Source organism: Spirillospora sp. NPDC048823 (assembly GCF_043198445.1).
Lineage (GTDB): Bacteria > Actinomycetota > Actinomycetes > Streptosporangiales > Streptosporangiaceae > Spirillospora.
The window spans coordinates 464,699-489,483 of record NZ_JBICUT010000004.1 but is presented as its reverse complement, the minus strand read 5'-3'; the positions used below and the strand labels follow the sequence as shown (position 1 = coordinate 489,483).

General features: G+C 69.1%; 26 protein-coding genes. 12 read left to right on the top strand and 14 right to left on the bottom strand.

What is annotated here, in order from left to right; translation table 11 throughout:
• The first annotated feature begins 237 nt into the window (after positions 1 to 237).
• A complete protein-coding gene (locus ACGFK0_RS13300) occupies positions 238 to 522 on the top strand; it encodes a hypothetical protein (RefSeq protein WP_392904007.1) in 285 nt (94 codons plus the stop codon).
• Here the strand turns inward: ACGFK0_RS13300 and ACGFK0_RS13295 are convergent.
• From ACGFK0_RS13295 to ACGFK0_RS13260, 8 genes are all read right to left on the bottom strand, one after another.
• Positions 503 to 1,027 (bottom strand): HAD domain-containing protein, encoded by a 525-nt coding sequence (locus ACGFK0_RS13295; protein WP_392904004.1) that lies wholly within the window; start codon positions 1,025 to 1,027, stop codon positions 503 to 505. The genes ACGFK0_RS13300 and ACGFK0_RS13295 overlap by 20 nt on opposite strands.
• A gap of 123 nt (positions 1,028 to 1,150) precedes the next feature.
• A complete protein-coding gene (locus ACGFK0_RS13290) occupies positions 1,151 to 2,494 on the bottom strand; it encodes a tyrosine-type recombinase/integrase (protein ID WP_392904002.1) in 1,344 nt (447 codons plus the stop codon).
• A gap of 539 nt (positions 2,495 to 3,033) precedes the next feature.
• Positions 3,034 to 3,900: a transposase gene (locus tag ACGFK0_RS13285; RefSeq protein WP_392903999.1), complete on the bottom strand. Its 867-nt coding sequence runs from the start codon at positions 3,898 to 3,900 to the stop codon at positions 3,034 to 3,036.
• 66 nt (positions 3,901 to 3,966) lie between these two features.
• Positions 3,967 to 4,386, bottom strand: coding sequence for a transposase (locus ACGFK0_RS13280; protein ID WP_392903997.1), 420 nt, complete (start codon positions 4,384 to 4,386; stop codon positions 3,967 to 3,969).
• Between the two features lie 258 nt (positions 4,387 to 4,644).
• Positions 4,645 to 5,358 (bottom strand): helix-turn-helix domain-containing protein, encoded by a 714-nt coding sequence (locus tag ACGFK0_RS13275; RefSeq protein WP_392903995.1) that lies wholly within the window; start codon positions 5,356 to 5,358, stop codon positions 4,645 to 4,647.
• Between the two features lie 42 nt (positions 5,359 to 5,400).
• A complete protein-coding gene (locus ACGFK0_RS13270; RefSeq protein ID WP_392903992.1) occupies positions 5,401 to 7,035 on the bottom strand; it encodes an SWIM zinc finger domain-containing protein in 1,635 nt (544 codons plus the stop codon).
• A 62-nt stretch (positions 7,036 to 7,097) separates the two neighbouring features.
• A complete protein-coding gene (locus ACGFK0_RS13265; RefSeq protein ID WP_392903989.1) occupies positions 7,098 to 8,282 on the bottom strand; it encodes a hypothetical protein in 1,185 nt (394 codons plus the stop codon).
• Positions 8,283 to 8,474: 192 nt separating this feature from the next.
• On the bottom strand, positions 8,475 to 9,383 hold the full coding sequence (locus ACGFK0_RS13260; RefSeq protein ID WP_392903986.1) for an endonuclease/exonuclease/phosphatase family protein: 909 nt from the start codon (positions 9,381 to 9,383) through the stop codon (positions 8,475 to 8,477).
• A 344-nt stretch (positions 9,384 to 9,727) separates the two neighbouring features.
• Here ACGFK0_RS13260 and ACGFK0_RS13255 point away from each other — a divergent pair, with 344 nt between their 5' ends.
• Together ACGFK0_RS13255 and ACGFK0_RS13250 are read left to right on the top strand one after the other, a co-directional pair.
• A complete protein-coding gene (locus tag ACGFK0_RS13255) occupies positions 9,728 to 10,198 on the top strand; it encodes an RNA polymerase sigma factor (protein WP_392903983.1) in 471 nt (156 codons plus the stop codon).
• A 13-nt stretch (positions 10,199 to 10,211) separates the two neighbouring features.
• Positions 10,212 to 10,553 (top strand): hypothetical protein, encoded by a 342-nt coding sequence (locus ACGFK0_RS13250; protein ID WP_392903980.1) that lies wholly within the window; start codon positions 10,212 to 10,214, stop codon positions 10,551 to 10,553.
• Between the two features lie 128 nt (positions 10,554 to 10,681).
• Here ACGFK0_RS13250 and ACGFK0_RS13245 read toward each other — a convergent pair whose 3' ends face one another.
• Positions 10,682 to 10,960 (bottom strand): MerR family transcriptional regulator, encoded by a 279-nt coding sequence (locus ACGFK0_RS13245; protein ID WP_392904072.1) that lies wholly within the window; start codon positions 10,958 to 10,960, stop codon positions 10,682 to 10,684.
• Between the two features lie 944 nt (positions 10,961 to 11,904).
• On the opposite strand from ACGFK0_RS13245, the gene ACGFK0_RS13240 reads away from it, so the two are divergent.
• A complete protein-coding gene (locus tag ACGFK0_RS13240) occupies positions 11,905 to 12,540 on the top strand; it encodes an N-acetylmuramoyl-L-alanine amidase (RefSeq protein ID WP_392903977.1) in 636 nt (211 codons plus the stop codon).
• Positions 12,541 to 12,621: 81 nt separating this feature from the next.
• Positions 12,622 to 13,245: a hypothetical protein gene (locus tag ACGFK0_RS13235; protein WP_392903974.1), complete on the top strand. Its 624-nt coding sequence runs from the start codon at positions 12,622 to 12,624 to the stop codon at positions 13,243 to 13,245.
• Here the strand turns inward: ACGFK0_RS13235 and ACGFK0_RS13230 are convergent.
• Positions 13,223 to 14,086 carry an alpha/beta fold hydrolase gene (locus tag ACGFK0_RS13230; RefSeq protein WP_392903971.1) on the bottom strand — a complete coding sequence of 288 codons (864 nt, stop codon included), beginning with the start codon at positions 14,084 to 14,086 and terminating at the stop codon, positions 13,223 to 13,225. The two genes, ACGFK0_RS13235 and ACGFK0_RS13230, sit on opposite strands and share 23 nt — an antisense overlap.
• Positions 14,087 to 14,144: 58 nt before the next feature.
• On the opposite strand from ACGFK0_RS13230, the gene ACGFK0_RS13225 reads away from it, so the two are divergent.
• Positions 14,145 to 16,100, top strand: coding sequence for a BTAD domain-containing putative transcriptional regulator (locus ACGFK0_RS13225; RefSeq protein ID WP_392903968.1), 1,956 nt, complete (start codon positions 14,145 to 14,147; stop codon positions 16,098 to 16,100).
• Positions 16,101 to 16,132: 32 nt separating this feature from the next.
• Here the strand turns inward: ACGFK0_RS13225 and ACGFK0_RS13220 are convergent, their stop codons facing one another.
• A complete protein-coding gene (locus tag ACGFK0_RS13220; RefSeq protein ID WP_392903966.1) occupies positions 16,133 to 16,426 on the bottom strand; it encodes a hypothetical protein in 294 nt (97 codons plus the stop codon).
• Between the two features lie 208 nt (positions 16,427 to 16,634).
• Between ACGFK0_RS13220 and ACGFK0_RS13215 the strand changes: the two genes are divergently transcribed.
• Entirely contained in the window at positions 16,635 to 18,293 is a 1,659-nt protein-coding gene (locus tag ACGFK0_RS13215) for a catalase (RefSeq protein WP_392903964.1), read from the top strand.
• Positions 18,294 to 18,314: 21 nt separating this feature from the next.
• Here the strand turns inward: ACGFK0_RS13215 and ACGFK0_RS13210 are convergent, their stop codons facing one another.
• Positions 18,315 to 18,767 (bottom strand): hypothetical protein, encoded by a 453-nt coding sequence (locus ACGFK0_RS13210; protein ID WP_392903962.1) that lies wholly within the window; start codon positions 18,765 to 18,767, stop codon positions 18,315 to 18,317.
• A gap of 145 nt (positions 18,768 to 18,912) precedes the next feature.
• Entirely contained in the window at positions 18,913 to 20,046 is a 1,134-nt protein-coding gene (locus tag ACGFK0_RS13205; RefSeq protein ID WP_392903959.1) for a diaminopropionate ammonia-lyase, read from the bottom strand.
• Positions 20,047 to 20,139: 93 nt separating this feature from the next.
• Between ACGFK0_RS13205 and ACGFK0_RS13200 the strand changes: the two genes are divergently transcribed.
• The 3 genes from ACGFK0_RS13200 (at position 20,140) to ACGFK0_RS13190 (ending at position 21,712) form a co-directional block, all read left to right on the top strand.
• Positions 20,140 to 21,027: a LysR family transcriptional regulator gene (locus ACGFK0_RS13200; protein ID WP_392903957.1), complete on the top strand. Its 888-nt coding sequence runs from the start codon at positions 20,140 to 20,142 to the stop codon at positions 21,025 to 21,027.
• 219 nt (positions 21,028 to 21,246) lie between these two features.
• The gene (locus ACGFK0_RS13195; RefSeq protein WP_392903955.1) at positions 21,247 to 21,522 is read left to right on the top strand and encodes a hypothetical protein; all 276 of its coding nucleotides are present in this window, start codon (positions 21,247 to 21,249) and stop codon (positions 21,520 to 21,522) included.
• 46 nt (positions 21,523 to 21,568) lie between these two features.
• On the top strand, positions 21,569 to 21,712 hold the full coding sequence (locus tag ACGFK0_RS13190) for a hypothetical protein (RefSeq protein WP_392903952.1): 144 nt from the start codon (positions 21,569 to 21,571) through the stop codon (positions 21,710 to 21,712).
• Between the two features lie 54 nt (positions 21,713 to 21,766).
• Here the strand turns inward: ACGFK0_RS13190 and ACGFK0_RS13185 are convergent, their stop codons facing one another.
• Positions 21,767 to 21,982 carry a hypothetical protein gene (locus tag ACGFK0_RS13185; protein WP_392903950.1) on the bottom strand — a complete coding sequence of 72 codons (216 nt, stop codon included), beginning with the start codon at positions 21,980 to 21,982 and terminating at the stop codon, positions 21,767 to 21,769.
• Positions 21,983 to 22,126: 144 nt separating this feature from the next.
• On the opposite strand from ACGFK0_RS13185, the gene ACGFK0_RS13180 reads away from it, so the two are divergent.
• Both ACGFK0_RS13180 and ACGFK0_RS13175 read left to right on the top strand, forming a co-directional pair.
• Positions 22,127 to 22,888 (top strand): MerR family transcriptional regulator, encoded by a 762-nt coding sequence (locus ACGFK0_RS13180; protein WP_392903948.1) that lies wholly within the window; start codon positions 22,127 to 22,129, stop codon positions 22,886 to 22,888.
• A gap of 77 nt (positions 22,889 to 22,965) precedes the next feature.
• On the top strand, positions 22,966 to 24,738 hold the full coding sequence (locus tag ACGFK0_RS13175) for a prolyl oligopeptidase family serine peptidase (protein ID WP_392903946.1): 1,773 nt from the start codon (positions 22,966 to 22,968) through the stop codon (positions 24,736 to 24,738).
• The last annotated feature ends 47 nt before the right edge of the window (positions 24,739 to 24,785 follow it).

Sequence of the window (24,785 nt, the reverse complement as noted above, 5' to 3'; positions counted from 1 at the left end):
TGGAGACCATGTCGCATGTACGCGCTTAATGGAGCTGACTCCAAAAGTCAAGAGGTGAGCACCCAAGTGGCCACTACATGCCAGCGAGCAGGTGGTGCCTTGCAAGACCCGACACAGGCCGATTCCGCACGGACCAATGATCGCCGCCGTGCACACGAGCGGAAGCCCCGTCCTGCTTGGGAAGACCCATAGATGGACCTTGCACCATAATTGCCAGCTCAGACGTACGATGCCCACATGAATCTGTCGCTGATCACGCGCGAGGCAGTCCTGAACGCGATGGCTGAGTGTGATCACGTCGGCCGAGACCGCTTCCTCGAGATGTACGGTTTCGAACGTGCCCGTCGGTACGTCCTCCGTCACGACGGTGTGCACTACGACTCCAAGGCCATCATCGGAGTGGCCCACCGCTACGTGACAGGGCATCCGCTGACCGCAGGCGAGTTCTCCGGGGGGCGGCGAACGGTAGGACGCCTCCTCACGCGCTTGGGCTTCGACGTGGTCACGGATGGGCCGCGCTAGCTAGCCACTCATCGACAGCCTGGTAGTCGACCGGAGTGAGGCCGCTGTTTGGGTTGACTCGGTGCAAGATAGCCGGGCCAGGGTGGTTTGCGGATACCCATACACGATCGCTGTCGGTGATCTCGTCATCGAGCCAGACGAAGGGGCGCCCTCCCGCCCTGGCGACCAGGGTCCGGGTCTTCCAGTGCAAGCCGTCGCGTACGTCCTGCTCTTCGGTCGCGGGCGCGTCCGGCCAGGCCACGATCGCCAGCTGGGATAGCCCGAGGCGCGGTGCGATGCAGTCGTTCGCGTCGTCCATCCAGCTGGTGGCCCAGATCAGCTCGCAGCCGAGCGCCAACAGCCGTTTTCCGTGCTCGGGATCGATCCGGGCCACAAGCGGATTCTCGTCGGCATCGGGTGAGGAGACCGCCTCGTAGGTCGGATACTCCCCAGGCGTGGCTCCGAAGGGGATGAGAGGGCCGTCGACATCGAGGAAGAGGAGCGGACGCTGCTTGGATCCGGTCACGGCCGCACGATATCGGCAGAGTTGCAGCCTGGATGGATCGATCAGGTGCACGCGAGCTCGCGGTCAGGACTTCCAAAGCGAGAAGGGCCGGAGCGTCCGGCCCTGCTCGTCGACCTCTTTCGTCTAACGGGTGGTTGAGCGGTTGCGGGTTCTGGCCAGGGCTTCGAGGGCTGTTTCGTCGGCGTCGGGGAGGGTGTGTAGGTAGCGCTCGGTTGTTGCGATGGAGGCGTGGCCAAGGCGTTCCTTGACGACCTGGAGGTCGGCGCCGCCGTTGAGGAGCCAGGAGGCGTGGGCGTGGCGTAGGTCGCGCATGGTCGGTCTGAAGTTGAGGCCGGCGGCGGCCAGGGCGGGGTACCAGATCTTGCGGCGGAACCAGTCGTTGGGGATGTGGCCATCGGTCTCGCGGACGCGGCGGGGGCGGGGGTTGTCTTTGCCGTCCGCCCGGCGGGCGGCTCGGTAGAGAGTGAAGGCGCCTCGGCAGTAGTCGCAGCGGCAGCGGCCGGCGGTGTAGCCGCTGAGGGTGCCGTGGTTGTAGGTGCGGCCCTTCTCGTTCGGTTCCGTGCGGCCGAGGGTGGCTGGGTCTGGGATCTCGGTGATGCGTGCTCGGGGCTTGTCCTGGGGTGGCATCTGAAAGAGGAGGTCGTCTTGGGTCAGGTTGGCTGCTCGGATGTGCTCCTCTAGCTTCTCGGTGATCTGGGTGCTGAGCTTGAAGCGGCGGTACTCCTTGTCCTTCGGGTAGTCCTTGACGAGGAAGTGGCGGCCTTCCGGGTGGAACTTCGGGTTCAGCTCGACGACGGTGCGGCTGACCGTGAGGATGCGGGACCTGAGGTTGAGGTCCTTCACGCGCAGCTCGCTGAGCTCGCCCCAGCGGAGGCCGCTCTCGATCTCGGTTTCGGCGAGGAGCCGGAAGGCGCCCTCGGGGAGTGCGTGATAGACGTCGTCGAACTGCTCGGGGGTGATGATCTCGAGGGGCTTGCGGACGACCGGGGGCGTGCGTACTCCGCGGCAGGGGTGGATGAAGGTGACCTGGTCGTCCATGGCCGTGGTGAAGATGGCGCTGAGGATGATCTTGTTGTAGCGGATGCTCACCGGCTTCATGCCCTGGTTCTTGAGGGCGGTGATCCACGCGCGGACGTGCTCGGGGAGGATGTCGATCATCCGCATCGAGCCGAACATCGGCATGATGTTCCTGTAGATCGCGTACGTGTAGCCCTCACGGGTGGTGGCCTCGACCTGGTGGTTCGGGAGCCAGGTGTCCTCGACGTAGTCCTTGAAGCGTTGTCTGCCTCGGCCGGGGTCTCCCGTGCGGCCTCTGGAGACTTCGACCTCCGCTCGTTGCCATGCTTTGTCGGCGTCCTTTTTGTTGGAGTATGTCCCGGCTGACCGCAGTCGACCTCTGATGTCGACGTAGCAGGCCGTGTAGCGGTACTTTCCGTTGTTGCCCTTGCGTTTCTTCGCGTATCCCAAGGCGCGATCCTTCATGATCATCCGTCCGTGATTTGTCCGTGGACGGTGGCGGACGGGCCATCCTTGTCCGTGAATGGCTGACACCGCCACAGGCCGTCTACCTGGGATTTTAACGCGAATCGTCTTTACCTGCACGACCCCCGAATGGCCATGATTTGGGGTTCGGGATGAAGATGTCGTGGGTTCAAATCCCGCCACCCCGACACAAAGATTCAGGTCAGAGGCTGACTCCGAATCCCGAAAACACGGCATTCGGCGACCCGCCGGCGACCGCGATCAGGATGGCGTTCCGCACGATCTCGTCTCCCAGATTCCAGCCGCGCAAGTGGGCGTTCGCCCTGACCATCCTGGCGTTGAGAACGGCCTGGCCGTGATGTTCGCCGGAAGCGTCACCGGAAGCGCGATCAAGCCTCCAAGGCCCGTTACGAAGCCGACCGTGCCCACAGTTAACATGACCAGGTTCGGCCTGCCGGCAACACGCCCTCCGGCATCCGGTTCTCAGCTACGGCAGCTGTAATTGGGGCTGTGGCCTGCGGTGATCACGTGGTGTCGGCGTAGGCGTGCCATGCCTGGTGGCATTTTCGGGCTCGGTATTGGTGGCGTCGGCGCCAGGTGGACCATGCGTGGCGGTGTTCGGGATCGCGGTAGGGCTCCGGCACGATCGGTCCTCGGATGTTGCGCAGGAGTTCGGGGACGGTGATCGCGATCATGTCGGGGTCCTCGTCCGGGCCGGTGGGTTCGGTGGCTGCGGTGACGGCGAGGTAGGTGTAGGCCAGCAGGGCCAGGCAGCTCCAGCGGTGCCAGGACCTCCACCGGGTGGTCTGGCCTTTGTCCAGGCCGCAGGCCTGTTTGGCGAGCTGGTGGTCCTCTTCGATCCTCCAGCGCAGTGTGGCGACCGCGACCAGGCGGGCCAGCGGCGCCGGGCCGGTGGTGAAGCACCGGTAGTAGGACAGTTTGCGGGTGTAGCGGTGCCGCCGCACCAGCAGGACCGCGTCACCGGCCTGGTCACCGGCCTGGTCTGGGCCGTTGGGGGTGTCGTCGGGAGCGATGGCGAGTATGGCCCAGTTGTAGGAGCGGACGCCTTTGGTTCCGGTTCCGGTGCGTACGCGCTGCCATCCGCCGTCGCCGATCAGGCGGACGGCCTTGCGGGCGGTGGTGGTGTGCGGGCCGAGCGCCACGGGGTGGTCGTGCTTGACCGCCATCACATAGTTCATGCCCAGGCTGCGGATGTGGCGGCGCAGGTCGCGGCCGCCGTAGACCTCGTCGCCGGCGGCCTGACGGATCCAGTTGCTCAGGCACGACTGGCTGATGCCCAGGCTCTTGGCCAGCGCGGAGACCGACTTGTCACCGGTACGGGCCAGCTCGACGGCGCGGCGACGGAACTCTGGCAGGTGAGGTGGTGGCACGAGACACTTCCTTCCCAAGTTGATCAAGGTCAACTCAGATCGGGTGTCCGTGGAACGGGGGGAAGCTCAGCCCGAGTACTGGCGGGCGGCGCCGACGCAGTCGGTGGAGGACTTGGCGTCGCCGGTCTCGTCCAGGATGAACACCGCGTCCTGACCCGCGTGGGGATCATCGCCGGTCAGGTGCCCGGCCGCCCACACCGCGGTCTGGTCCAGGACCTGCCGCTCGTCCCATTTCGCCCGCGACAGCAGATGCTGCAGCCGGTGCGGGCCGGTGTGCCCCAGCGCCTCGCCCAGGGTCCAGCAGTTGTGGTCCTCCAGCTCCATCAGCAGCCCCAGCACGAACTCCCGGACCAGTCGCCGGGGCTCACACCTGCGGAAACATCCCGCGATCCGGGCCATCACCGCGTCCAGGAAATCCGCCCGGCGCTCATTACCGGCATGCGCTATCGTGCCCCCGACGGCCGCCGGGCTCTTTACTTTCGTCACACAAAGCAACGATCACGGCGGCCGTCTCGCATGTCCGGAACTCCACCCGATCGTGATCATCCCCGGGCGCCCCGCCGACCAGCAGCATCATCCCCACAGCCACGATCTACAGCTGCCGTATCAGCGCACCGCACGACTGCTAGACGGCCGGGCTTCCCGATCCGTTGACACCGACCACGTCAGCCAACTCCCGGGGATCACTCCCGGAGCACCGGCATACGGACCGGCCCGGGGGCGACCCAGCGGGCCCGGGGCTCCTCACAGCAGGCCGACCGCCTCGGATGGATCGATGACGGCCAGGTAGTCGTAATTGCCGGTGCCGGCCGTGCGTTCGAGCGTCCTGATGATTTTCTGGCCGTTGTCGCGTGGACCCTGGATGTAGAAGGGCTTGCCGTCTTTGCCGAAGGTGATGGCGCTGGGCGGGGACCACGGCCCCAGCAGCTCGGCCGCGGCCTCGAAGTCGGGGTGGGGTTCGAAACCGAGGCCGCGGGCGTAGTCGACCGCTCCGTACACCAGATGCCGAGCCAGCTCCGGGGGCGCGGGCACGCGCCTGCCGGAGAAGGAGAAGAAGAACTTGTCGGTGTACTCGGGGAGGCGGCTCGCGGCCATCTCCTTGGGCGGCCATGCGTTCTTGACGCCCAGGCAGTAGACGTCGACCAGGAATCCCACGGCCCTGACCCGGTTGTGTCCGGCGGTCCGTGCGACAAACACCCCGGCCAGGCCGGATGACTCGGATTCGGGTGCAACGAGGCCGGGCCAGTCGGGCTCACCCGCGACCGTCAGTCCGCTGCTCCATTCCGGTGTGACGTAGCAGGCGACGATTTCATCGGATTTCGCGTGGGCCGCTGCCACGGCCCGGATCAGCGGGGTCACCTTGGCCGGGGACAGACCGAGAGCACGGGCGATCTGTTTGGGAGAACGTCCGGACGCGCGGAGTTCCCTGACCCGGGCCAGGAGTTCGTCGTTGTTCATGTGCGCCTTCAGGGGTATCGGGTGCGGTCATCTGGTCGGAGTTCAGCCCGGCGGGTGGAACCCCGCCTGGTCGAGTAGCTGTTGGAGCACTTTCTTTCCCGGGTGGGCGGCGCGGAGTCGGGCGACGAACTCGGAGTGCTCGAGCTCACGGCCGCATCGCCCGGCGAGGTTGCGTGCGGTGAGCAGGCATCGGATGGCGTCCTCATAGCCTGGACGGCTCCCGCGCCGGATGTGGGTTTCGGCCAGATCCCGGTAGAAGGGGATCGCGTCCTCAGGGTGGGTCCGCGCGTGGGCCTCGAGGACGCGCATCCGCAGATCGTGGTCGACCCGGTGATTCTGCACGATGCCCCACGCCGCGGGAACGTCGTCTTGGCGCAGCAGGATCCGTACCAGCAGGTCCGCATGCTCGGCAGTCCGGGCGCGCAGCAGGTCCATGGCACGTGCTCGCCATGTGGCGTCCTGGCCGGCCGCGTCGGTCAGGTCGACGTAGGTCTGCACGGTGGGGGCGGTGGTGAACCTGGTCCACAGCACCTCCATCACGTCCACGTCACGGCCGGCGCGCCGGTGGCAGTCCAGGGCCAGCGACAGCAGCCGGGAATTCGCCGGCTCGTCGCTCAGTCCCTTGGTAATCCACACGAGTGCGTCGTCATCGCGGCCATCGCCGATCAGGACGTCGGCGATATGGACGAAGTCCCATGATCTGGACGCCGTGCGGGCCAGGAACTCCACTACGGCGTCGGTTCCGCCCTGGGCACGGGCCAGCCCTTCCCGCAGTTTCCGCAGCTTGTAAGGCTCCCGGCCGTTCCCGCCCGGGGCCGCTCGTTCCCGTTCCAGGAGCTCCCCGTAGCGGTTCAGGCCCTCGGGCCCGAGGACGTCGGCGTAGTCGACCAGGTTGTCGAAGGTTCCCCAGCCGCTGCGCAGGGCGCCGGCCAGCAGCCGTCCGGCGAGTGCGACGGGATCGGGGGCACCCGCGCGGCACGCGTCCAGGTGCAGGTCGGCGGCGCGCACGAGGGCGTCGGGCAGGTCACCGCCGGAGCATCCGTCCTCCAGGACCTCCTCCAGCAGGCGGATGGCATCCTCGGTGATGTCGACAACGGCGTCGGGCGCCTCCTCGAGCAGACCCTCGATGTCGTCGAGGACCTCCTCAAGCTCCTCGGTATCGGGATACCACTCGTCGAACCCGTAGTCATCACCGTCATCGCGCTCGGCCGTCAACTCGGCGACGACGCTCGCGATGTCGTCGCGCAGTTCCTGGATGACAAGGGCGTCCGGACCGCCGGCCGCCTCCAGCAGCCGGCTGGTGAGAGCGGGGTCGCCGACGGCCAGTTCGGCGAGCTTGGCCGCCAACCACCCGGAGTCCTTGGTGCGCAGTACGGCCAGCAGGTTCGGTTCACGCCGTTCGCGACCCGAGCGCAGCCAGGTCAGCGCCACCGCCACCGCATGCTCGCACAATTGCGGGGCCGGGGCCGCGCAGGAGATGTGGGCGCAGTTCGCGCCCAACCCCGCCGTGGTGACGAGCAGATTCGTCGCGATGCCCTCGACGTGCGCGCCGACGCGCGTCCCCTCCACCGTCACCGCATCCACCAAGCCGCGATCGGCGAGCGAGCGGCCGGACTCGAACGCATCCTCCCCGGCTTGGGAGCGCACGGTCTGCTCGGTGATCTCTACACTGGCCATGCGGCCCATTGTCCCGCGGCCGTAGCGGCGCAGCGCCGCATTCGGTCATTCCCGCCGCGACGTCAGGCGACCGAGGGTCGTCCCGCGGGGAGAGTTGCGCGGTCGAAGCGGGCGATGAGGCTGGGTTTGCGGTGGTGCTTTTGGTGCAGGAGCGTGAACCGTTCGGTGAACTCCCGGAGGATGCCCGCGCGCTCGGCGATGACCTGTAGGTCTTTGAGGAGCTCGACGGCCACGTCGTAGTCGGACGGTTTGCGGGCGTCGATCAGTTCGTCGACACGTGCCCAGGTGATCTCCGGGTCGCGGGCGATGGCGTCGAGTCTCTTCTCGCGAGCCGCCGCGCGCTGCTGCTCGCGGCGGGCCTCCTGCGCCGTGCGTGCCGCCTCGGCTTCGCGTTCACGCTCGTGGCGGACTTCGGCGGCGGTGTCCAGGAGTTCGGCCACCGTGCGCCGGGGACGGTCGTCCTTTCCGGCGTCGGGTTCGCCACGGAAACTACGGAGTAGCTCCATCTGGACCTGGTGCCCCTGACCTTGCGCGACTCGGAGGAGGAAAGCCTTCCCGGCCTTCACCGGCAGTTCCTCGATCCATTCCGCGAGCCGGCCGGAGTCGTCCTTGGCCTCGGCCAGGGGCGGGCTCGTCCGGGCGGCGACCTGGAGCAGGTCGGGGTCGAGGCGGAGGAAGTCGGCAAGAGCGCGCTGGGAGGCGGTGAGGGCACGCAGTCCTGCGGGTACCGGCGGCTCGAGTTCGTCTTCTTCGTCCTGCTCGAAGGCGTCCTCGTCGCGTTCCCACCTTCCGTAGGCCGCGAGCCAGGCGAGGTAGAGGGGGCGCAGATCTCCGGCTGCGAGTTCGGTGCGCACTCCGATGATCGCCGAGAGGGAGTCCTCGGCGCCTTCGACCCAGTCGCCTCCTTCGTCCTCGCTGGTCAGGTCAAGGATGAGGTGCTTGCCGGAAACCTCGACGGTGACGTGGGGGTCGATGCAATACCGTTCGGCGGCCTTGAGGGGGAGCAGCGTGCGGGGAAGTCGGAGCATCACCTGGTGGGTGCCCCAGTTGGTGACGTACAGGTGGGCGTCGTAATAGCGGCGCATCATCGTGCGCGGGTCACCCCGGAAATCGCCCCAGTCGTATTCGTTCGTGAAACTGGTGGCGGTGATCCGTGCCCGCGTGGACAGTGCGCGGACTTCAGCCTGCTGCCGTTCGTCCAAAGGCTGGTCGACGGCCAGGAACTCGTAGTACTGGTAAGTGCTCATCTTCGCTCGTCGTCAGCGGGCCCAGTGCTGGTAGGACACCCAGGACGTGGGCAGCTCCACCAGCGCGTCCAGTTCGGCATCGTTCAGCCTTGTCACTCTCGTCAGAGTAGTGACGCCGCGCGAACGATGTGAGATTTCATCCGAACCGGGCGACCACAAGGGTGGCGCCGGTGTTGCATCGGGGGTGGGCGGTTATGTGGTCAGGTTGATGTGGGCGGTGATCGGTAGGTGGTCGCTTCCGGTGGTAGGCAGGGTGCGGATGTGGCCGATGGTCGCCGAGCGGGCCATGACCTGGTCGATCCGGGCCAAGGGGAAGGCGGCGGGGAAGCTGAAGGCCAGGCCGCGCTCCGCCACGTTCAGTTGTGAGGTCAGCGGGGCCAGCCCGCGGTCGTCGACCGTGCCGTTGAGGTCGCCCAGCAGGATTGCCGCTTTCAGCTTTTCGGCGGCGACGGCCCTGCCCAGCAGGGTGGCGCTCTCGTCGCGTAGGGAGGATGCGAGGCCGCTCGTCCCGACGCGGACCGAGGGTAGGTGCGCGACGTATACGGCGATCTCACCGTGCGATGTTCGGGCCACGGCCCGCAATCCGCGGCTCCAAGGCTCCGTGATTGCCTGGGCCTTGATGTCCAGGGACTGGGCCGCGGTCAGCGGATGCTTTGACCAGAGTCCGACGGTGCCGTGGACCGTGCGGTACGGGAAGTCGGAGGCGAGGGCCTTCTCATAGACCGGCAGGGCCGAGGGCGTCAATTCTTCCAGCGCGATGAGATCCGGTTTCGTGTTGGCCAGGGCGCGTGCCGTGCCCGCCGGATCGGTGTTCTCGTCGCTGACGTTGTGCTGGACGACGACCAGGTCACTCGCCCCGGGCTCGGCCGCAGGCAGGAGCAGCCCGCCGAAGTGGAGCGCCCAAGCCGCCACCGGCAGGAGAAGGGCCACCAGCGCGGTGGCCGAACGGCACAGCACCGCCAGGGCGAGCAGCACCACGACCAGCAGGCCGAGCCATGGCAGGAACGTTTCCAGCAGGCTTCCCAGATGGCCGATGGAGTTGGGCACGGCCTTGTGGAACGCCAGCAGGCCGGCGGTCACCGCCGCGAGCGCGGCCAGCACCCGGCCACGCGTCCAAGCCGATCGTCGTCTCTCGTCCTCGTCATCGTCCGGATCTCGTCGGGCCGCCCACCTGGACACTGCTGTTGTCAGCGTCGTCGCGCCGCCGCCTGCCCGCGCCTGTTTCACCATGGCTTCCTATCCACTTGGCCTTGCCTCCTTTAGGACCGGCCACCAGGTGGACCAGTTCTGATCTCTACCAGTTGCAGACGGTCTGCAGGTGGGCTCCGTTGGAGGACAGCTGACGGCAGTACGGTCCGCGGGACGGGAACGCGTTCGGAGGATGCGGCGAAGGGGGTGATGGGCGAGTACTTCGCATGAGAGGCGTACGTGATGGAGACGCGAACTTGACCGCGGACGTGGATCGGCCGCCGGTGGCGGACGCGGAGCTCACCGACAGGTTTCGGCGGGATCCGGACGAGTTCACCGCTGTCTACGATCGCTACTTCCGCGATGTGTACCGGTATGCGGTCGGGCGGCTGGACGTGCAGACCGGCGAGGACATCGCCGCGGAAACGTTCGGGCACGAAAGCCGTGTCGTCACCTCGCTGGCCGCGCAGCGTTTGCAGCCGCAGCTTCTCGCGGCCCTTACCGGGCTGAACCAGCGGGAGCGCGATGTCGTCCTGCTCATCGCCCTCGGCCAGCTCAGTCATGGGGAAGTGGCGCAGACGCTCGGCATTGCCGATGGCACGGCGCCGGCAGTGGACCCGCTTCGACGGTGGGGCGCTCAAGAAGGTTCCTGGGCGGCATCCCGTCACGCTGCGCGGCACCGATCTGGGGATCGCGGAGATCGCGGAGCTGCCGACGTCCCCTGCTGAACTGAAGGCGACGTTGCTGAAGAGCAGGACCACGGAGCAGGAGAACGCGGAGATCACGGAGGAGACCCACCTGCTCCTGCTCCTGACCGGCCTGCTCGGGGACGTACCGGCGCCGCCCAAGGTCCGCGCCGCGGCCCTGCGCGCCCTCGCCGCGCTGCCCCACGTCGAGAACCGGGGGAAGGTCCCCGGTGGGCAGAGCCTGCTGTTCGCCGCCGACGGTGGCGGGACGAACCTGGTGGTCAACCCGAAGACCTCCGCGGTGAACGCCGAAGGCTTCGCCGACATCAACGGGGGGCGGGAGTCGATGGGCTCGACCAACTCCACGTCCGGATGGACCAACGAACTCCCCCGATAGTCGGCTCAGAGGACGGGACGTGAGCCTCCCACCGCTGCGATCACGGAATCAGGTGATCACAGCGGTGGGCGGTGGGCGCGTCCGGCCGGAACCGATCGCTCACCGGTTCCGCCCCCGGGCGCGCTTGGTCAGGCGCCGGCGTCGGGTGGCTGTTCGGGGTGGCCGCGGAGTTCGGTGTTGATGCGCATGGCTTCGGCGAGTTGGTCTTCGAGGATGATGATGCGGCAGGCCGCCTCTAGCGGGGTGCCCTCGTCGACCAGGTCCCGGGCGCGTTGGGCCAGGCGCAGCTGGTAGCGGGAGTAGCGGCGGTGGCCGCCGGCGGAGCGTTGCGGGACGAAGAGCTTGGCCGCGTCAAGGCCGCGCAGGAACGCCGGAGTGACGCCGAGCATGTCGGCGGCTCGGCCCATGCTGTAGGCGGGGTAGTCCTCGTCGTCGAGTTTGTCGTCCAGGGCATCGCCGGCTCCGGCGGGTGCGGCGGTCGCCGGGCCTGGTGAGGTGGTCTGCGGGTCCTGGTGCTCTTGGTGACTGCCGGATCGAGCCGGGTGGGTGGAGTTCACAAAACCTTCCGTACTGCCATGTGCCTGCTTTCAAGGCTCAATGTAGAGAGGAAACGCCGCTGGCCCCGGCGCCGAATGGGCGGCGCCGGGGCCATGAGGTACAACACCATCTGTCCGGCCTTCGCACTGCCCGTTCAGACGGGGCGAAGGCGCGGGGATCGCAGTTGCGTGACCGTGACCACTGTCGAATCTGTGGAGCTGCGGTACCCGAGCGGCGTGACTGGAGCCTGCGACGGGCGATCCCGATGGTGCCGCCTTCCTCCTTTCGTTTCCTACCTTCTGTTCACTACCTGTTCTCTTGCCATCACTTGCGTTCCTGCGGCCGGCAGCCCGTTGGCCACCGGTGACCAGGCGGGGTGTCGGAGTCCCTTCCACTGCGTTGACCCCGGCACGCCCGGCCTGCGTCATCCATCTCACCGGGCAGTTCGTCCTCTGCCACGTCTCATGGACTTGTTCTTCGTCGATGGCAGAGACTCTACCCACCTCTCGCCGGAAAATCTACTTCCGTGGGCACATATTTCTTGTGATCCACCTAACGTGTTCTTCGCGCTGTCGGAGTCGGTGTCAGGGCGGTCGGCGGGAGGGGGCGTCTCGCCGTTTGACCAGGTGTCTTCCGGTGCAGACTGTTCAGGTACGAGGCCGTCAGCGGGGGAGGCGGGCCTGTGGGGTGCTTTCGGAACGTTGCCGGGGTGGTGTTGTGCCTTGGCCTGCTCACGGCGTGCGGGGCGGACGGCGACGGGGGCGGCGATGCGCCGGCCACCGCGGAGGGGTCTTCGGTTCGCGGGAAGGTGATCGTGCTCGATCCCGGTCATAACGGGGGCAACGCGTCACATCCCGAGGAGATCAACAAGCAGGTGTCGGTCGGGAACGGGCGTAAGGCATGCGATACGACCGGCACCGTCACGCCGGAGGGCTACTCCGAACACGCCTTCAACTGGGATCTGGCGAACCGGCTGGCGAAGGTGCTCAGGGACAAGGGCGCCGAAGTCACGTTGACGCGGGAGAGCGACATCGGCGTCGGGCCGTGCATCACGGAGCGGGCGGCGACCGGTGGGCGGGTCGGCGCCGACGCGGCCCTGTCGATTCATGGGGACGGCGGTCCACCGTCCGGGCACGGTTTCCACGTCATCGTGCCGGCGCCCGTGGCGGGAAACGCGGGAATCGTGGACGAGTCCGTGCAGCTCGGCAAGGCGATTCGTGCGGCCTACCACGCCGGGACGGGCCTGCCGTACGCCACCTACATCGGCGAGGACGGCCTGGACCAGCGCGATGACCTCGGCGGGCTCAACCTGGCCAAGGTGCCGACGGCGTTCATCGAGTGCGGCAACATGAGCAACGAGGTGGAGGCGGCCAAAATGGCCAGTCTCACGTTCCGGCGACGCATGGCCGACTCTCTGGCCAAGGGTTTCGAGGATTACTTCAGCCGATAGAACGTGTTGCGTTGCCCCTGGCGGTGGGCGGGGTTTCCCGGCAGGATGCGGCTTGCGGGCCGCGTGCCCCTGGGAGATCTCATGGATCTGGTACTCGTTCTGCTCGTGGTCGCCGGCTCTGTCGGCGGGCTGGTTCTCCTGTATCTGCGGGCCGGCGGCTCGGTGAAGCGGGCGTTCGCGAAGGCACCCGCGTCGACGGTCGCGGCGGCTTCCGGGGTGTGCCGGCTGTCGGGGCGGGCCAGGGCGGTGGGCGCCGTCCCGGCGAGTGAGGCCAGCGGACGTTCGTACCTGGCGCGTGAGCTGGCGATCGTGCCGAGTTCGGGCGATTCGGACGGGACGCACCGGTTCGGGCAGGCGGTCGACTTCCTGCTGGACGACGGCAGTGGTGTCGCACTCGTCAGGGCCGCGGGCGGACGGGTCGCGGTGGCGCGGGACTTCGAGGCGCCGGTGACGACGCTGGACAAGGTTCCCTGGGTCGATGACCTGCTGCGTTCCGGCGGTTACCGCAACGGTTCTCCAGCGACCTGCCGGATCCGCCTGTACGAAGGGGTCATCGACCAAGGAGCCCAGGTCAGCGTTCTGGGGCAAGCCGAGCCGCCGGACGACGCCGCGCGCGCTCTGGGTGCCGTTGTGGTCATCAGAGGGACGGCGTCCGAGCCGGTGATGATCCGTCCTGAACCGTTCAGCGAGTCAGCAGACTCCTGAGGGCCTTGGTCACTTCGGCGGGGGCCTCCTCTGCCATGAAGTGGCCGTAGGGGACGGTGGTGTGGTCGAGGTCGGCGACCCATGCGCGCCACAGGGCGACGGCGTCGTAGCCGAGGGCGGCGCCCCAGTCCTGCTGGAGGACGGTCACGGGCATGCGGAGTCGAGTGCCCGCGTCACGGTCGGCCTGGTCGTGTTCGACGTCGATGCCTGCGGACGCGCGGTAGTCGGCGACGATCGACGGGATGGCGTTGCGGCCGGCGTCCAGGTAGGCGGTCCGGACGTCGGCGGGGATCGCGGACGAGCCACTCCCCCAGATGTCCAGGAAGTGGCCGAAGAAGGCGTCCGGGGCGCCGGCGATCAGTTCTTCGGGCAGGCCCGGCGGCTGGGCCATGAGGAAGAGGTGAAAGCCGACTGCGGCGGTGACACCGTGCATCGCGTCCCACATGTCGAGGGTCGGGAGGACGTCGAGGCAGGCGAGGTGGGTGACCGTGTCCGGGTGGTCGAGGCCGGCGCGGAAGGCGACCAGGGCTCCGCGGTCGTGTCCGGCTAGAGCGAAGCGGTCGTGGCCGAGGGCGCGGGCCAGGGCGACGATGTCGGCGGCCATGGTGCGCTTGGAGTAGCCGTCGGCGGGCTTGTCGCTGTCGCCGTATCCGCGGAGGTCGGGGCAGATGACGGTGTGGTCGGACGCCAGGTCGGCGGCGACGTGGCGCCACATCAGGTGGGTCTGCGGGAAGCCGTGCAGGAGGACGACCGGGGTTCCGGTGCCCGCGACGGCCGCGTTGAGGGAGACGCCGTCGGCGACGGGGATGCGGCGATAGTCGAATCCGGTGATGGTTGGCATGACTTCAGGCTGCCGGGCGTGGATGAGCATTCGATGAGCGCGCTATAGCGTTGCCTGCGTGGGGGTCGTTTTCGGGGTTTTGGGGCCGGTGACGGCGTGGGACGGCTCCGGCGGCGTGCTCGCTTTGAGGGGGCCGAGACATCGTGCGGTGCTGGCGCGGCTGATCGTCGCCCGGGGGCGTGTCGTCCCGGTGACGCGGCTGGTCGACGATCTCTGGCTGGATCCGCCGCCAGACGCGGTGGGGGCGGTTCGTACGTTCGTGGCGGCGTTGCGGCGTGCCTTGGAGCCTGAGCGTCCGCCGAGGGCACCGTCCCGGCTGCTGGTCACCGAGGGACCCGGGTATGCGCTGCGGGCCGACGTGGACGGGGTGGACGCCTGGCGGTTCGAGCAGGTGGTAGGTGACGTGACCCGTCCGGCAGAGGAGCTGATTCCGCGTCTGGACGAGGCGCTGGGGTGGTGGCGCGGGCCTGCTTATGCCGATTTCGCCGACGAGCACTGGGCTCGTGCGGAGCGTGCGCGTCTGGCGGAGTTGCGGTTGCGGGCCGTCGAGCGCCGGGCCGAGGCGAAACTGGCGCTGGGGCTCGCCGCCGATGCGGTGCCGGATCTGGACGCGCATGTCGCCGAGCATCCCTGGCGCGAGGAGGCGTGGCGGCTGCTGGCCCTCGCGCTGTACCGCACGGGCCGGCAGGGGGACGCGCTGGCGGTGCTGCGCCGGGCCCGGACGCTGCTGGTCGAGCAGCTCGGGATCGACCCCGGTCCGGCGTTGCGCGGGCTGGAGGACGACATGCTGCACCAGGCCGACCGCCTGGAGCCCGGCCAGGACGCGGCGTCCCGCGTGTGGGCGCAGGCGACCGAGGCGTATGACCGCACGGTGGCGTCCGGTGCGCGGTCCCGGCTGGAGTCGACGGTCGGGATCCTGCGCAACCTCGCGGTGACCGGCGGCGGTGGACTGGAGGCGGCGCGCGAGCAACGCATGGCGGCCATCGCGGCGGCCGAGGAGCTGGGCGATGCCGAGCTGACCGCGCGGGTGATCGGCGCATACGACGTCCCCGCGATCTGGACGCGGTCGGACGACCCGGAGCAGGCATCGCAGGTGGTGGCGGCGGCGGAGCGCACCCTCGCCGCGCTGACGGCCGGCGGGCCCTCGGTGACGCGGGCGCGGCTGCTGGCCACGGTCGCGCTGGAGTCGCGCGGTGCCCGCACCGGCCGCGGTCGTGAAGCGGCTCGGGAAGCGGAGCGGATAGCCCGCGGCCTGGACGATCCGGCGCTGTTGGCGTTCACTCTCAACGGCGTGTTCATGCAGAGCTTCCATCGGGCGGGGTCGGCTCCGCAGCGGGACGGGATCGGCGCCGAACTCGTCGAACTGTCCGCCCGGCACGGTTTGGTCAGCTACGAGGTGCTGGGACACCTCGTCCGGCTCCAGGCCCGGAGTGCGCTCGCCGATTTCGCGGGAGCCGATGGCCATGCCGCGGCGGCGGAGCGTCTTGCCGAGCGCCATGAGCGTCCGCTGGTGGGTGTGTTCACCGCCTGGTATCGGGCGCTGCGGCTCGCCGCGTCCGATCAGGTGCCGGGAGAAGAGGTGGAGGCCGCCTACCGGGACGCCGTTGCGCGGATGGACGGTTCCGGTATGCCCGGGTTCGAGGCCGGGTTGCCCGCGCTGGCGGAACTGGCCCTCCGGGTCCGGGACGGGCGGCCTGCGCAGACGGACGCGCACACCGATTGGGGGCCTTACCTGCCGTGGGCCCGTCCGCTGGTTCTGCTGGCGGAAGGGCGGCGAGGCGAAGGCGCCACGGCACTGCGGAAGGCACCGGATCCGCCGCGTGATCTGCTGTTCGAGGCCATGTGGTGCCTCACCGCACGGGCCGCCATCGCGGTCGACGACCGCGAGGCGATGGAACGTGCACGCGACGAACTGGCCCCGGCCGCGGAGGAACTGGCCGGCGCCGGCAGCGGGCTCCTCACCTTCGGCCCGGTTTCCCGGTACCTGGACGACCTCACGGCCGCACTCCGCTGATCAGGACCGCTCTGGTCCCTGACCCGGGGTCTCTAGAACCAGCAGGGGCCTGTTCCCCACGCCCACGTCCATTCCCAGGGGAGTAGGAGGTGGATGTGGCAGTTCATGTTGCCCCAGACGATGTAGGGGCCCTTGTCGTCCCATCCGATGTCGCCCATGTTCTCCTCCACAGCTGTCTGGAGAGGGGCTGGGAGTTGCTTGACGACGCTCTCCGGGACCTGGCGTTCGGGCTCGGGCGTGGGGGCCGCCTGGGCCGGGACCGTTGCGGCCAGGGTCAGCGTCCCGGATAGCGCCAGAACCGCCGCCGCCTTGCTCAGCTTCTTCATGGCCCTGATTCTGACGACGGCGGACGCAGATTTCTTGTCACCCAAGCAACAAACTGCCAGCGTCCACTGGCGCAGTCGGCGTGGCCGCGCGAAGCTCGTCCGCTGAATGGTGGTGGGTGGGGGGCTGGATGACGGTTTACCTGGGGGGACGTTGGTTTGCGCGCCCTTCGGGTAGGGCCGCACGAAACCAGCGAGAGGAGACGGTGTCGTGACGGACGTTTCGAGTGGGGGGCCGCAGCCGGGGGACGAGCGTCCGGTGCTCACCAACCGGCAGGGCCACCCGGTCTACGACAACCAGAACCAGCGCACGGTGGGTTCCCGGGGCCCGGCGACGCTGGAGAACTATCAGTTCCTGGAGAAGATCAGCCACTTCGACCGGGAGCGCATTCCAGAACGTGTCGTCCATGCGCGGGGTGTGACGACGTACGGGTTCTTCGAGGCGTACGGGAAATGGGGCGACGAGCCGATCGCGTCGTACACCCGGGCGAAACTGTTCCAGGAACAGGGGAAGCGGACGCCGATCGCGCTGCGGTTCTCCACGGTCATCGGCGGCCGCGACTCGTCCGAGGCGGCGCGGGACCCGCGTGGGTTCGCCATCAAGTTCTACACCGAGGACGGCAACTGGGACCTCGTCGGGAACAACCTGGCGGTCTTCTTCATCCGCGACGCCATCAAGTTCCCCGACGTCATCCACGCGCTCAAGCCGGACCCGGTGACGTTCCGCCAGGAACCGGCGAGGATCTTCGACTTCATGTCGCAGAGCCCCGAGTCGATGCACATGCTCGTCAACCTCTTCAGCCCGCGTGGAATCCCGTCCGACTACCGGCACATGCAGGGCTTCGGCGTGAACACCTACAAGTGGGTGAACCAGGCGGGCGAGACGAAGCTCGTCAAGTACCACTGGATGCCGAAGCAGGGTGTGCGGAGCATGACGGGGCAGGACGCGGCGGCGGTGCAGGCCGGTGAACTCGGGCATGCCACCAAGGATCTGCGCGACGCCATCGACCGCGGCGAGTTCCCGGAGTGGGAGCTTCTCGTTCAGATGATGGACGACCACGAACACGCGGAACTGGACTTCGATCCGCTCGACGACACCAAGGTCTGGCCCGAGGACCAGTTCCCCGCGCTGCCGGTGGGACGGATCGTCCTGGACAAGAACGTCGAGAACAACTTCGCCGAGAACGAGCAGATCTCGTTCGGCACGGGTGTTCTCGTCGACGGCCTCGACTTCTCCGACGACAAGATGCTCGTCGGGCGGACGTTCTCCTACAGCGACACGCAGCGCCACCGGGTGGGGCCGAATTACCTGCAGCTGCCCGTGAACCAGGCCAAGGGCTCCCGGGTGCAGACGAATCAGCGCGACGGGGAGATGGCCTACTACGTCGATTCCGGGGGCGAGAACCCGCACGTGAACTACGAGCCGTCCATCACCGGCGGCCTGCGGGAGGGCCGGGATCCGGTGCACGACGAGCAGGGCCCGGAGATCCGCGGCCGGCTGACCCGCATGCGCATCGAGCGGGCGAACGACTACAGGCAGGCGGGCCAGCGGTACCGGCTGATGGAGGACTGGGAGCGCGACGATCTGGTGAGCAATTTCGTCGAGCTGATCTCCGAGTGCGCGCGTCCCGTGCAGGAGCGGATGGTGTGGCATTTCCTGCTGGTCGAGGACGACCTGGGGCTGCGCGTCGGCGACGGGCTCGGGATCGGCCCGGATGACGTCAAGCATCTGGATCCGCTACCCGGCCAGGACCTCACGGACGAGGACAGGCAGCGGCTCGAGAACCTCGGGAAGAACGGCCCGCGGAACGTGGACGGGCTGAAGATGACCCACTGCGTCCCGAACGAAAGGGCGGTCCACCAGCACTAGCGGCAGGGACGAGCGTCCGGCCTAGTTCTCGCTGAGGAGGGCGTGGAGGCGGCGGTCCATTTCGGGGCGCATGGCCCGGCAGTGGCCGTCGACCGCGGCATCGACGATCTCCTCCTCGGCGGTGAAGGCGGTCTCCATGACCGTGATGAACTCGGTCGTGGGCGGGTAGATGCGGGCGGCGGCGTTGGCCGTCCGGCGGACGACGACGCGGGCGCCGGCGCGCAGCGCCGACTCGAAGTGGTGGATCTCCTGGCCGGCGTGGGCCTCGCTGGCTCCGAGGTCGCGGAACGAGTCGAGCACCGCCCCCCGGTCCCGGACGCCGAGGTAGCCGGTGAGGGCGTCCCGGACGAGTGTCAGCACGGCACTGGCCCGCACATGCGTGTAGGCGGGGACGCGGGTGGTGATCTCGCCGACCACCTCGGCGGTGATCTCGTCGAGGCGTTCGGTGAGGAACTGCTCCAGGTCGGGCTTCATGGGATGTCCCCCATGTCGTTGGCGGGTGCCGCCCGCGCGAGCGCGGTGGGGTAGGCATGTTACCGACGCGTAGGGACGAAATTAACCCCTTTCTCCGCAATGTCCCTAAAGAGGCATCGGTTCATGGCATGCGCGACACCGCGCATCAAGCAGGGTTGGCTGTCGAGCCCTCCGTGCTCAGGAGGACGACCGTCTCTCGGTGTTGGGGCGCGAGAGCGGAGCGACGACGCGGAGTGAGGGCCGCGCGGGCTCCGGCCAGGGAGGCGGCTCCGCAGGGGCCTGCGGAAACGCCAAGGGCGGCCAGGTCGCGGGCCGTGCGGGCGGTGGCGGCGTCGGTGACCGCCACCGCCGCGTCCAGGCCCGAGCGGAGGAACGGCCAGGCGAGGCTGGACGGTGTGGCGCAGTTGAGCCCCGCCATGGTGGTCGATCCGGTCTGGACGGTGACCGGACGGTCGTGGTGGAGGCTCGCCAACACGCAAGGCGCCGCATCAGGCTCCACGCAGAGCAAGGTGGGTGCGGATCGTCCGGCCCTGTAGTGGGTCACGGCCGCCTGGGCCAGCGAACCCACGCCGGCTGGGACGGCGACAAGGCCGGCTGGGACCGCGCCGGCCGCGGCGAGCTGTTCGTCGATTTCGGTGAAGAGTGTGGAGTAGCCGTCGACGATCCACTGCGGCACGCGCTCGTAGCCTGGCCAGGCGGTGTCCTGGACGAGCAGCGCCGAGGGGTCGGAGGCCGCGACGTCCGCCGCGAACCGGACCGCCTCGTCGTAGGGTGCCGGCACCTCGGTGACGCCCGCGCCCTCCTCCTTGATCGCGGCCACGGCGGCCGGGTGGACGCCGTGCGGGACGAAGACGTCCGCGGCGAGCCCCAGCATGCGGGCCATGGCGGCGACCGCGCGGCCGTGGTTGCCGTCCGTCGCGGTGACGAGCCGCACCGGAGGCCCGGCTGCGCCGCCGTGGCGAGCGAGGTCGCGCGGCCGCGCGAGCGGGGCGCGGGGCGGCAGGCCGTGGTGCTCGCAGAGCGCCCGGTGCACCCCCCACGAGGCGCCGAGGATCTTGAACGCGGGCAGCCCGAGGCGGGACGACTCGTCCTTCACGAACAGCCGCCGGACACCGAGTTCGGCGGCCAGGGACGGCAGTTCCACGAGCGGCGTGGGGGCGTATCCGGGGAGCGTCCGGTGGAAGGACGCGACGTCGGCGGGGGCGGGCGGGCACGTCCACGCCCTGGCGGCCGGACGAGTGAACCAGGACAAACCGAGCGAGGCGGGAGCTGTGGCCATGGGTCACACGTTTCCGCAGGCCACTTCCATCGGTCCAGCGAATGTTTCTGAGCGATAATCATCAGCAGAACCGATGAATGGGGAGGGGTCTCCGTGTTGGATCTCCACCGGCTCCGGCTGCTCCGCGAGCTGAAGCATCGCGGGACGCTCGCCGCCGTCGCCGAGGCCCTCTCCTACAGTCCGTCGTCGATCTCGCAGCAGCTGTCCGTCCTGGAGAAGGAGGCCGGCGTGCCGCTGCTGGAGCCGGTGGGGCGGCGCGTCCGGCTGACGGCGCAGGCGGAGATCCTCGTCGCGCACACCGAGGCCGTGCTGGAGCGCCTCGAACGCGCGGAGGCCGACCTCGCCGCGTCCCTGCGGGGCATCACCGGGGTGCTGCGCGTCGCCGCGTTCCAGACGGCCGCGCTCGCACTCGTTCCGGACGCGCTCAGCCTGCTCCGCGACGCCCATCCGCGGCTGCGCGTGGAGCTCACCCAGCGGGAGCCCGAAAGTGCCCTCCCCGGCCTGCTCGCGCGGGACTTCGACCTGGTCATCACCGAGGAGTACCCGGGCGACCCGAGCCCGCGCCCGGCGGGGATCGAGTACGCCGAACTCGGCGAGGACGAGATGACCCTGGCCATCCCCGCACCGGCCGATGGGGGGCCGGCGGATCTCGCGGGGGTGCCGTGGGTCATGGAGCCCGCCGGTACCGCGTCCCGGCGGTGGGCGACGAGGCTCTGCCGCGCGGCGGGGTTCGAGCCGGACGTGCGGTTCGAGTCCACCGACCTGCTGCTGCATCTCCGGCTGGCCGAGCGCGGTCATGCCGCCGCGCTGCTGCCGGGGCTCGTGTGGTCGGGACGGCCGCCGACGGTGCCGGTCGTGCGGCTTCCGGAGGAGGAGCGGGTGCGCCGCCTTTTCACCGCGTCCCGCCGCGGAGGCGGCTCGCACCCGGCCGTGCACGCCTTCCGGGACGCGCTCGCCGGCGGATTTGCAGAGCGGAACTAACCTGGAAAGTCACCGAGCACCGCGCCGGAACCCCGCCCCCCGCACCCTGACTCCACCCCAGTGGTCAGGGTCCGTCTCAGGGGGCCAGGACCACGGATCTCCCGGGGGATTACTCCACCCCGGTTGGGGGTTTTCCCCGATGGCGATTAATTCGCCCCGCGGGCAGAGTCATATTCAGCAGCAGGGGAACGAGGACCCCTCCGCAGGAAGAAGGCAAAGATGTCGAACACGCCGACCCTCACCTCGCTCACCACGTCCGACCTGGCCGAGATCCTGTTCTGCTGCGGGATCCAGGCCTCCGACCACCCCTCCGCCGAGCAGGTCCGGACGGCCATCGGCGACCGGTTCGGCGCGTGCGGCGGCGACCGCTCCGCCTGCGTCGCAGCCGTCGCCCAGGAGGCCGGTGACCACCCCGAGACCTACCTCCAGCGGATGCGCTGGGCGCTCACCACCGTGTCCGAGGCCTACCACCGCGACCTCGTCACCGCCGCCTGACGGCCCCACGACACCTGACAGTCCCCACGACAAGGGAGGAAGCCCGATGCGTTCACCGTTCACCGACCGGCGCGAGGACATCGTCCCGCGTTCGCTGCGCGACCTGCTCGCCACCGAGGCGTCCCAGGCCGTGAACGAAAGGCGCCGGCGTCGACAACGCAAGACCATGACCGTCCGGCGCGTCACTTAGCCGCCGCGCCGAGACACCCCGCGCGGTCCGCCGGTCGAGGGCGGACGTTCCGGGTCAGTGGCGCGTCCTGCTCTTCGTCTTGGACTTCTTCTTGGACTTGCTACCGGACTCCCACTCGTACCCCGGCGTGTTGTTCTCGCAGTACCGGTCGGCGACCTCCCGGTCGGTCGCGTCGTGCTCGCACCAGCGGCTCCCCCCACCGCAGGCCGTCAGCCCGAACGTGGCGACCAGGACGGTGAGCGCGAGGGCGACGGGACGTTTCTTCGGCATGTTCGGCCTTTCCGCGGCTGCGACTAAGACGACGACGTGTCTCCAGGACGATGACATGTCTCCGACGTGCGCGATCACTGACACGTTCCGCCAGCGGACGATACGGGGCGTGACCGTCTCCGGCCGCGAACTATGCTTGCGGCCGTGAGCGAAGAGCCGATGGACGATCAGGACGTCCACCCCGGCGGCGGTGGCCGCGAGTACCGCATCGGCGAACTCGCGAAGGCCGCCGGCGTCCCGGTGCGGACGCTGCGCTACTACCAGGAACGCAAGCTGCTGCCGCCACCGCGCCGCGAAGGACGCATCGGCCTCTACTCCGAGGACCATCTCGCGCGCCTCCGCATGATCGGGAACCTCCTCGAACGCGGCCACACCCTCGAAGGCATCCGCGAACTGCTGTCGGCGTGGGAGCAGGGCCGCGACATCGGCGCCGTCCTCGGCGTCGAGAAGGCCGTCACGACGCCGTGGTCGCAGGAAGTCCCGGTGACGATGACGCTGGACGATCTGGCAGCGCTGTTCCCTGGAGAGGTCGACCCGAAATCCCTGGAGAGGGCCGTCGCCCTAGGCCACATCGAAGTGGACGGCGACCGCGTCACCCACTGGAGCCGCCGCCAGCTGGAGGCGACGGTGACGCTCGTCCAGGCGGGGGTTCCACTGCAAGAGGTCCTCTCGGCCGGGCAGGAGCTCCAGCGCAGCATGGACGACCTGGCCGCCATGTTCATCCGGCTGATCGCCACGCACGTCGTCGGACGCATCGACGAGCAGGACCTCGGCGATCTCACCGACACCCTCGCGCGGCTGCGCCCCGGCGCCCAGGTCACCGTCGAGGCGGGCTTCGCCCGCGCCATGGACCGGCAGGTCCGCGCCGCGATCGATCAGCTCCTCGGCCGCCTCACCGCCCCCTGACCCGCCCGGACGGCCGTTCGGCGGAACGCGGCCGTCATGGTGTCGACGAACGTCTGATCGGCCGTAACATCGGGGAGATGGTCGACGACGAACGCTGGAAGGCGCGATTCCGGGCCGCCCGGATGAGCCTGCCCCGATGGGCGCGAGACGCCCCGAGCCACAGCATCTACCGGTCGAACGTCACCGGGACTTGGGAAATCTACACGTGGGACCGTGACACCGGCGCGCAACGTCAGGTGACCGAACGGCCCAACGGCACATGGATGGGCACCATCGACCCGTCCGGTGAATGGGTGTGGTGGTTCGCCGATACGGACGGCGACGAGTTCGGTGTGTGGAAACGCGTCCCGTTCGACGCGGAGGAAGGGGCGGAGAGCGTCGAGGCCGTCCCCGGACTGGAGCCGTCGTACCCGTCCGGGCTGTGCCTGGGCCGAACCGGACTTGCCGTCGTCGGGCGGACGACCGACGAGGGCAACACGATCTACCTGTGCCAGGCCGGCGCCTCACCCGAGGTGCTCTACCACCACGCGGAGGACGCGCACGTCGCCGCGCTCTCGCGGGGGGAGAGCCTCATCGCGATCGGGCACAGCGAGCACGGCGACAGCCGCCACATGGCCCTGCGCGTGGTCCGCCCGGACGGCGCCACGGTCCGCGACCTGTGGGACGGTCCCGGCAAGGGCGTGTACGGGGCCGGGTTCGCCCCGGTCGAGGGGGATTCGCGGCTCCTGGTCAACCACGAGCGGCGCGGCCGGGACGAGATGCTGATCTGGGACCCCGTCATCGGCACCGAACAGGAGATCGTCCTCGACCTGCCCGGTGAGATCGGCGCCGGCTGGTACCCGGACGGGACGGCGCTGCTGATCTCCCACTCGCACGAGGCGCGCGACGAGCTGTACCGCTACGACCTGTCCGACGAGACCCTCACGAAGATCGACACACCGCGCGGGGTGCTCGGCGGCGCGGACGTCCGGCCGGACGGGACCGTCGAGTTCTCCTGGTCGTCCGCCGCCGAACCCCCGGTGATCAGGTCGACGTCCGGTGCGGTCGTCCTCACGCCGCCGGGTCCGGCCGCGCCGCCGTCCGTCCCGGTCGAGGACGTGTGGGTCGACGGCCCCGGCGGCCGCATCCACGCGCTGGTCAGCAAGCCGGACGGCGACCGTCCCCACCCGACCGTGTTCGACGTCCACGGCGGGCCGACGGCGCAGGACGACGACTCGTTCGTCGCGCCCGTCGCCGCCTGGATCGACCATGGGTTCGCCGTCGTCCGCGTCAATTACCGGGGGTCGACGGGCTACGGGTCGCAGTGGCGCGACGCCATCGAGGGACGGGTCGGGCTCACCGAACTGGAGGACATCAAGGCCGTCCGCGACTGGGCGGTGTCCAGCGGGCTCGCCGACCCGGCGCGGCTCGTCCTGACGGGCGGGTCGTGGGGCGGTTTCCTTACCCTTCTCGGCGTCGGCACGCAGCCGGACGACTGGAGCGTCGGCGTCGCGGCCGTCCCCGTCGCCGACTACGTCGCCGCGTACGAGGACGAGATGGAGGGCCTGCAGGCGTTCGACCGGTCGCTGTTCGGCGGCTCCCCGGACGAGGTCCCGGACCGCTACCGCGAATCGTCACCGATCACGTACGTCTCGCAGGTCAGGGCGCCGGTGATGATCCTGGCCGGGGAGAACGACCCGCGCTGCCCCATCCGGCAGATCGACAACTACCTCGGGCGGCTCGGCGAGCTGGGCCATCCGCACGAGGTTTACCGGTACGACGCCGGGCACGGCTCCCTCGTCGTCGAGGAACGGATCACCCAGATGGCCGCCGAAATCGGCTTTGCACGGAAGCATCTCGGTATGTCGTGATCTACCCCGGGGGCGGGCGAGGGCCTCGCCCGCCCCCGGGTTTACAA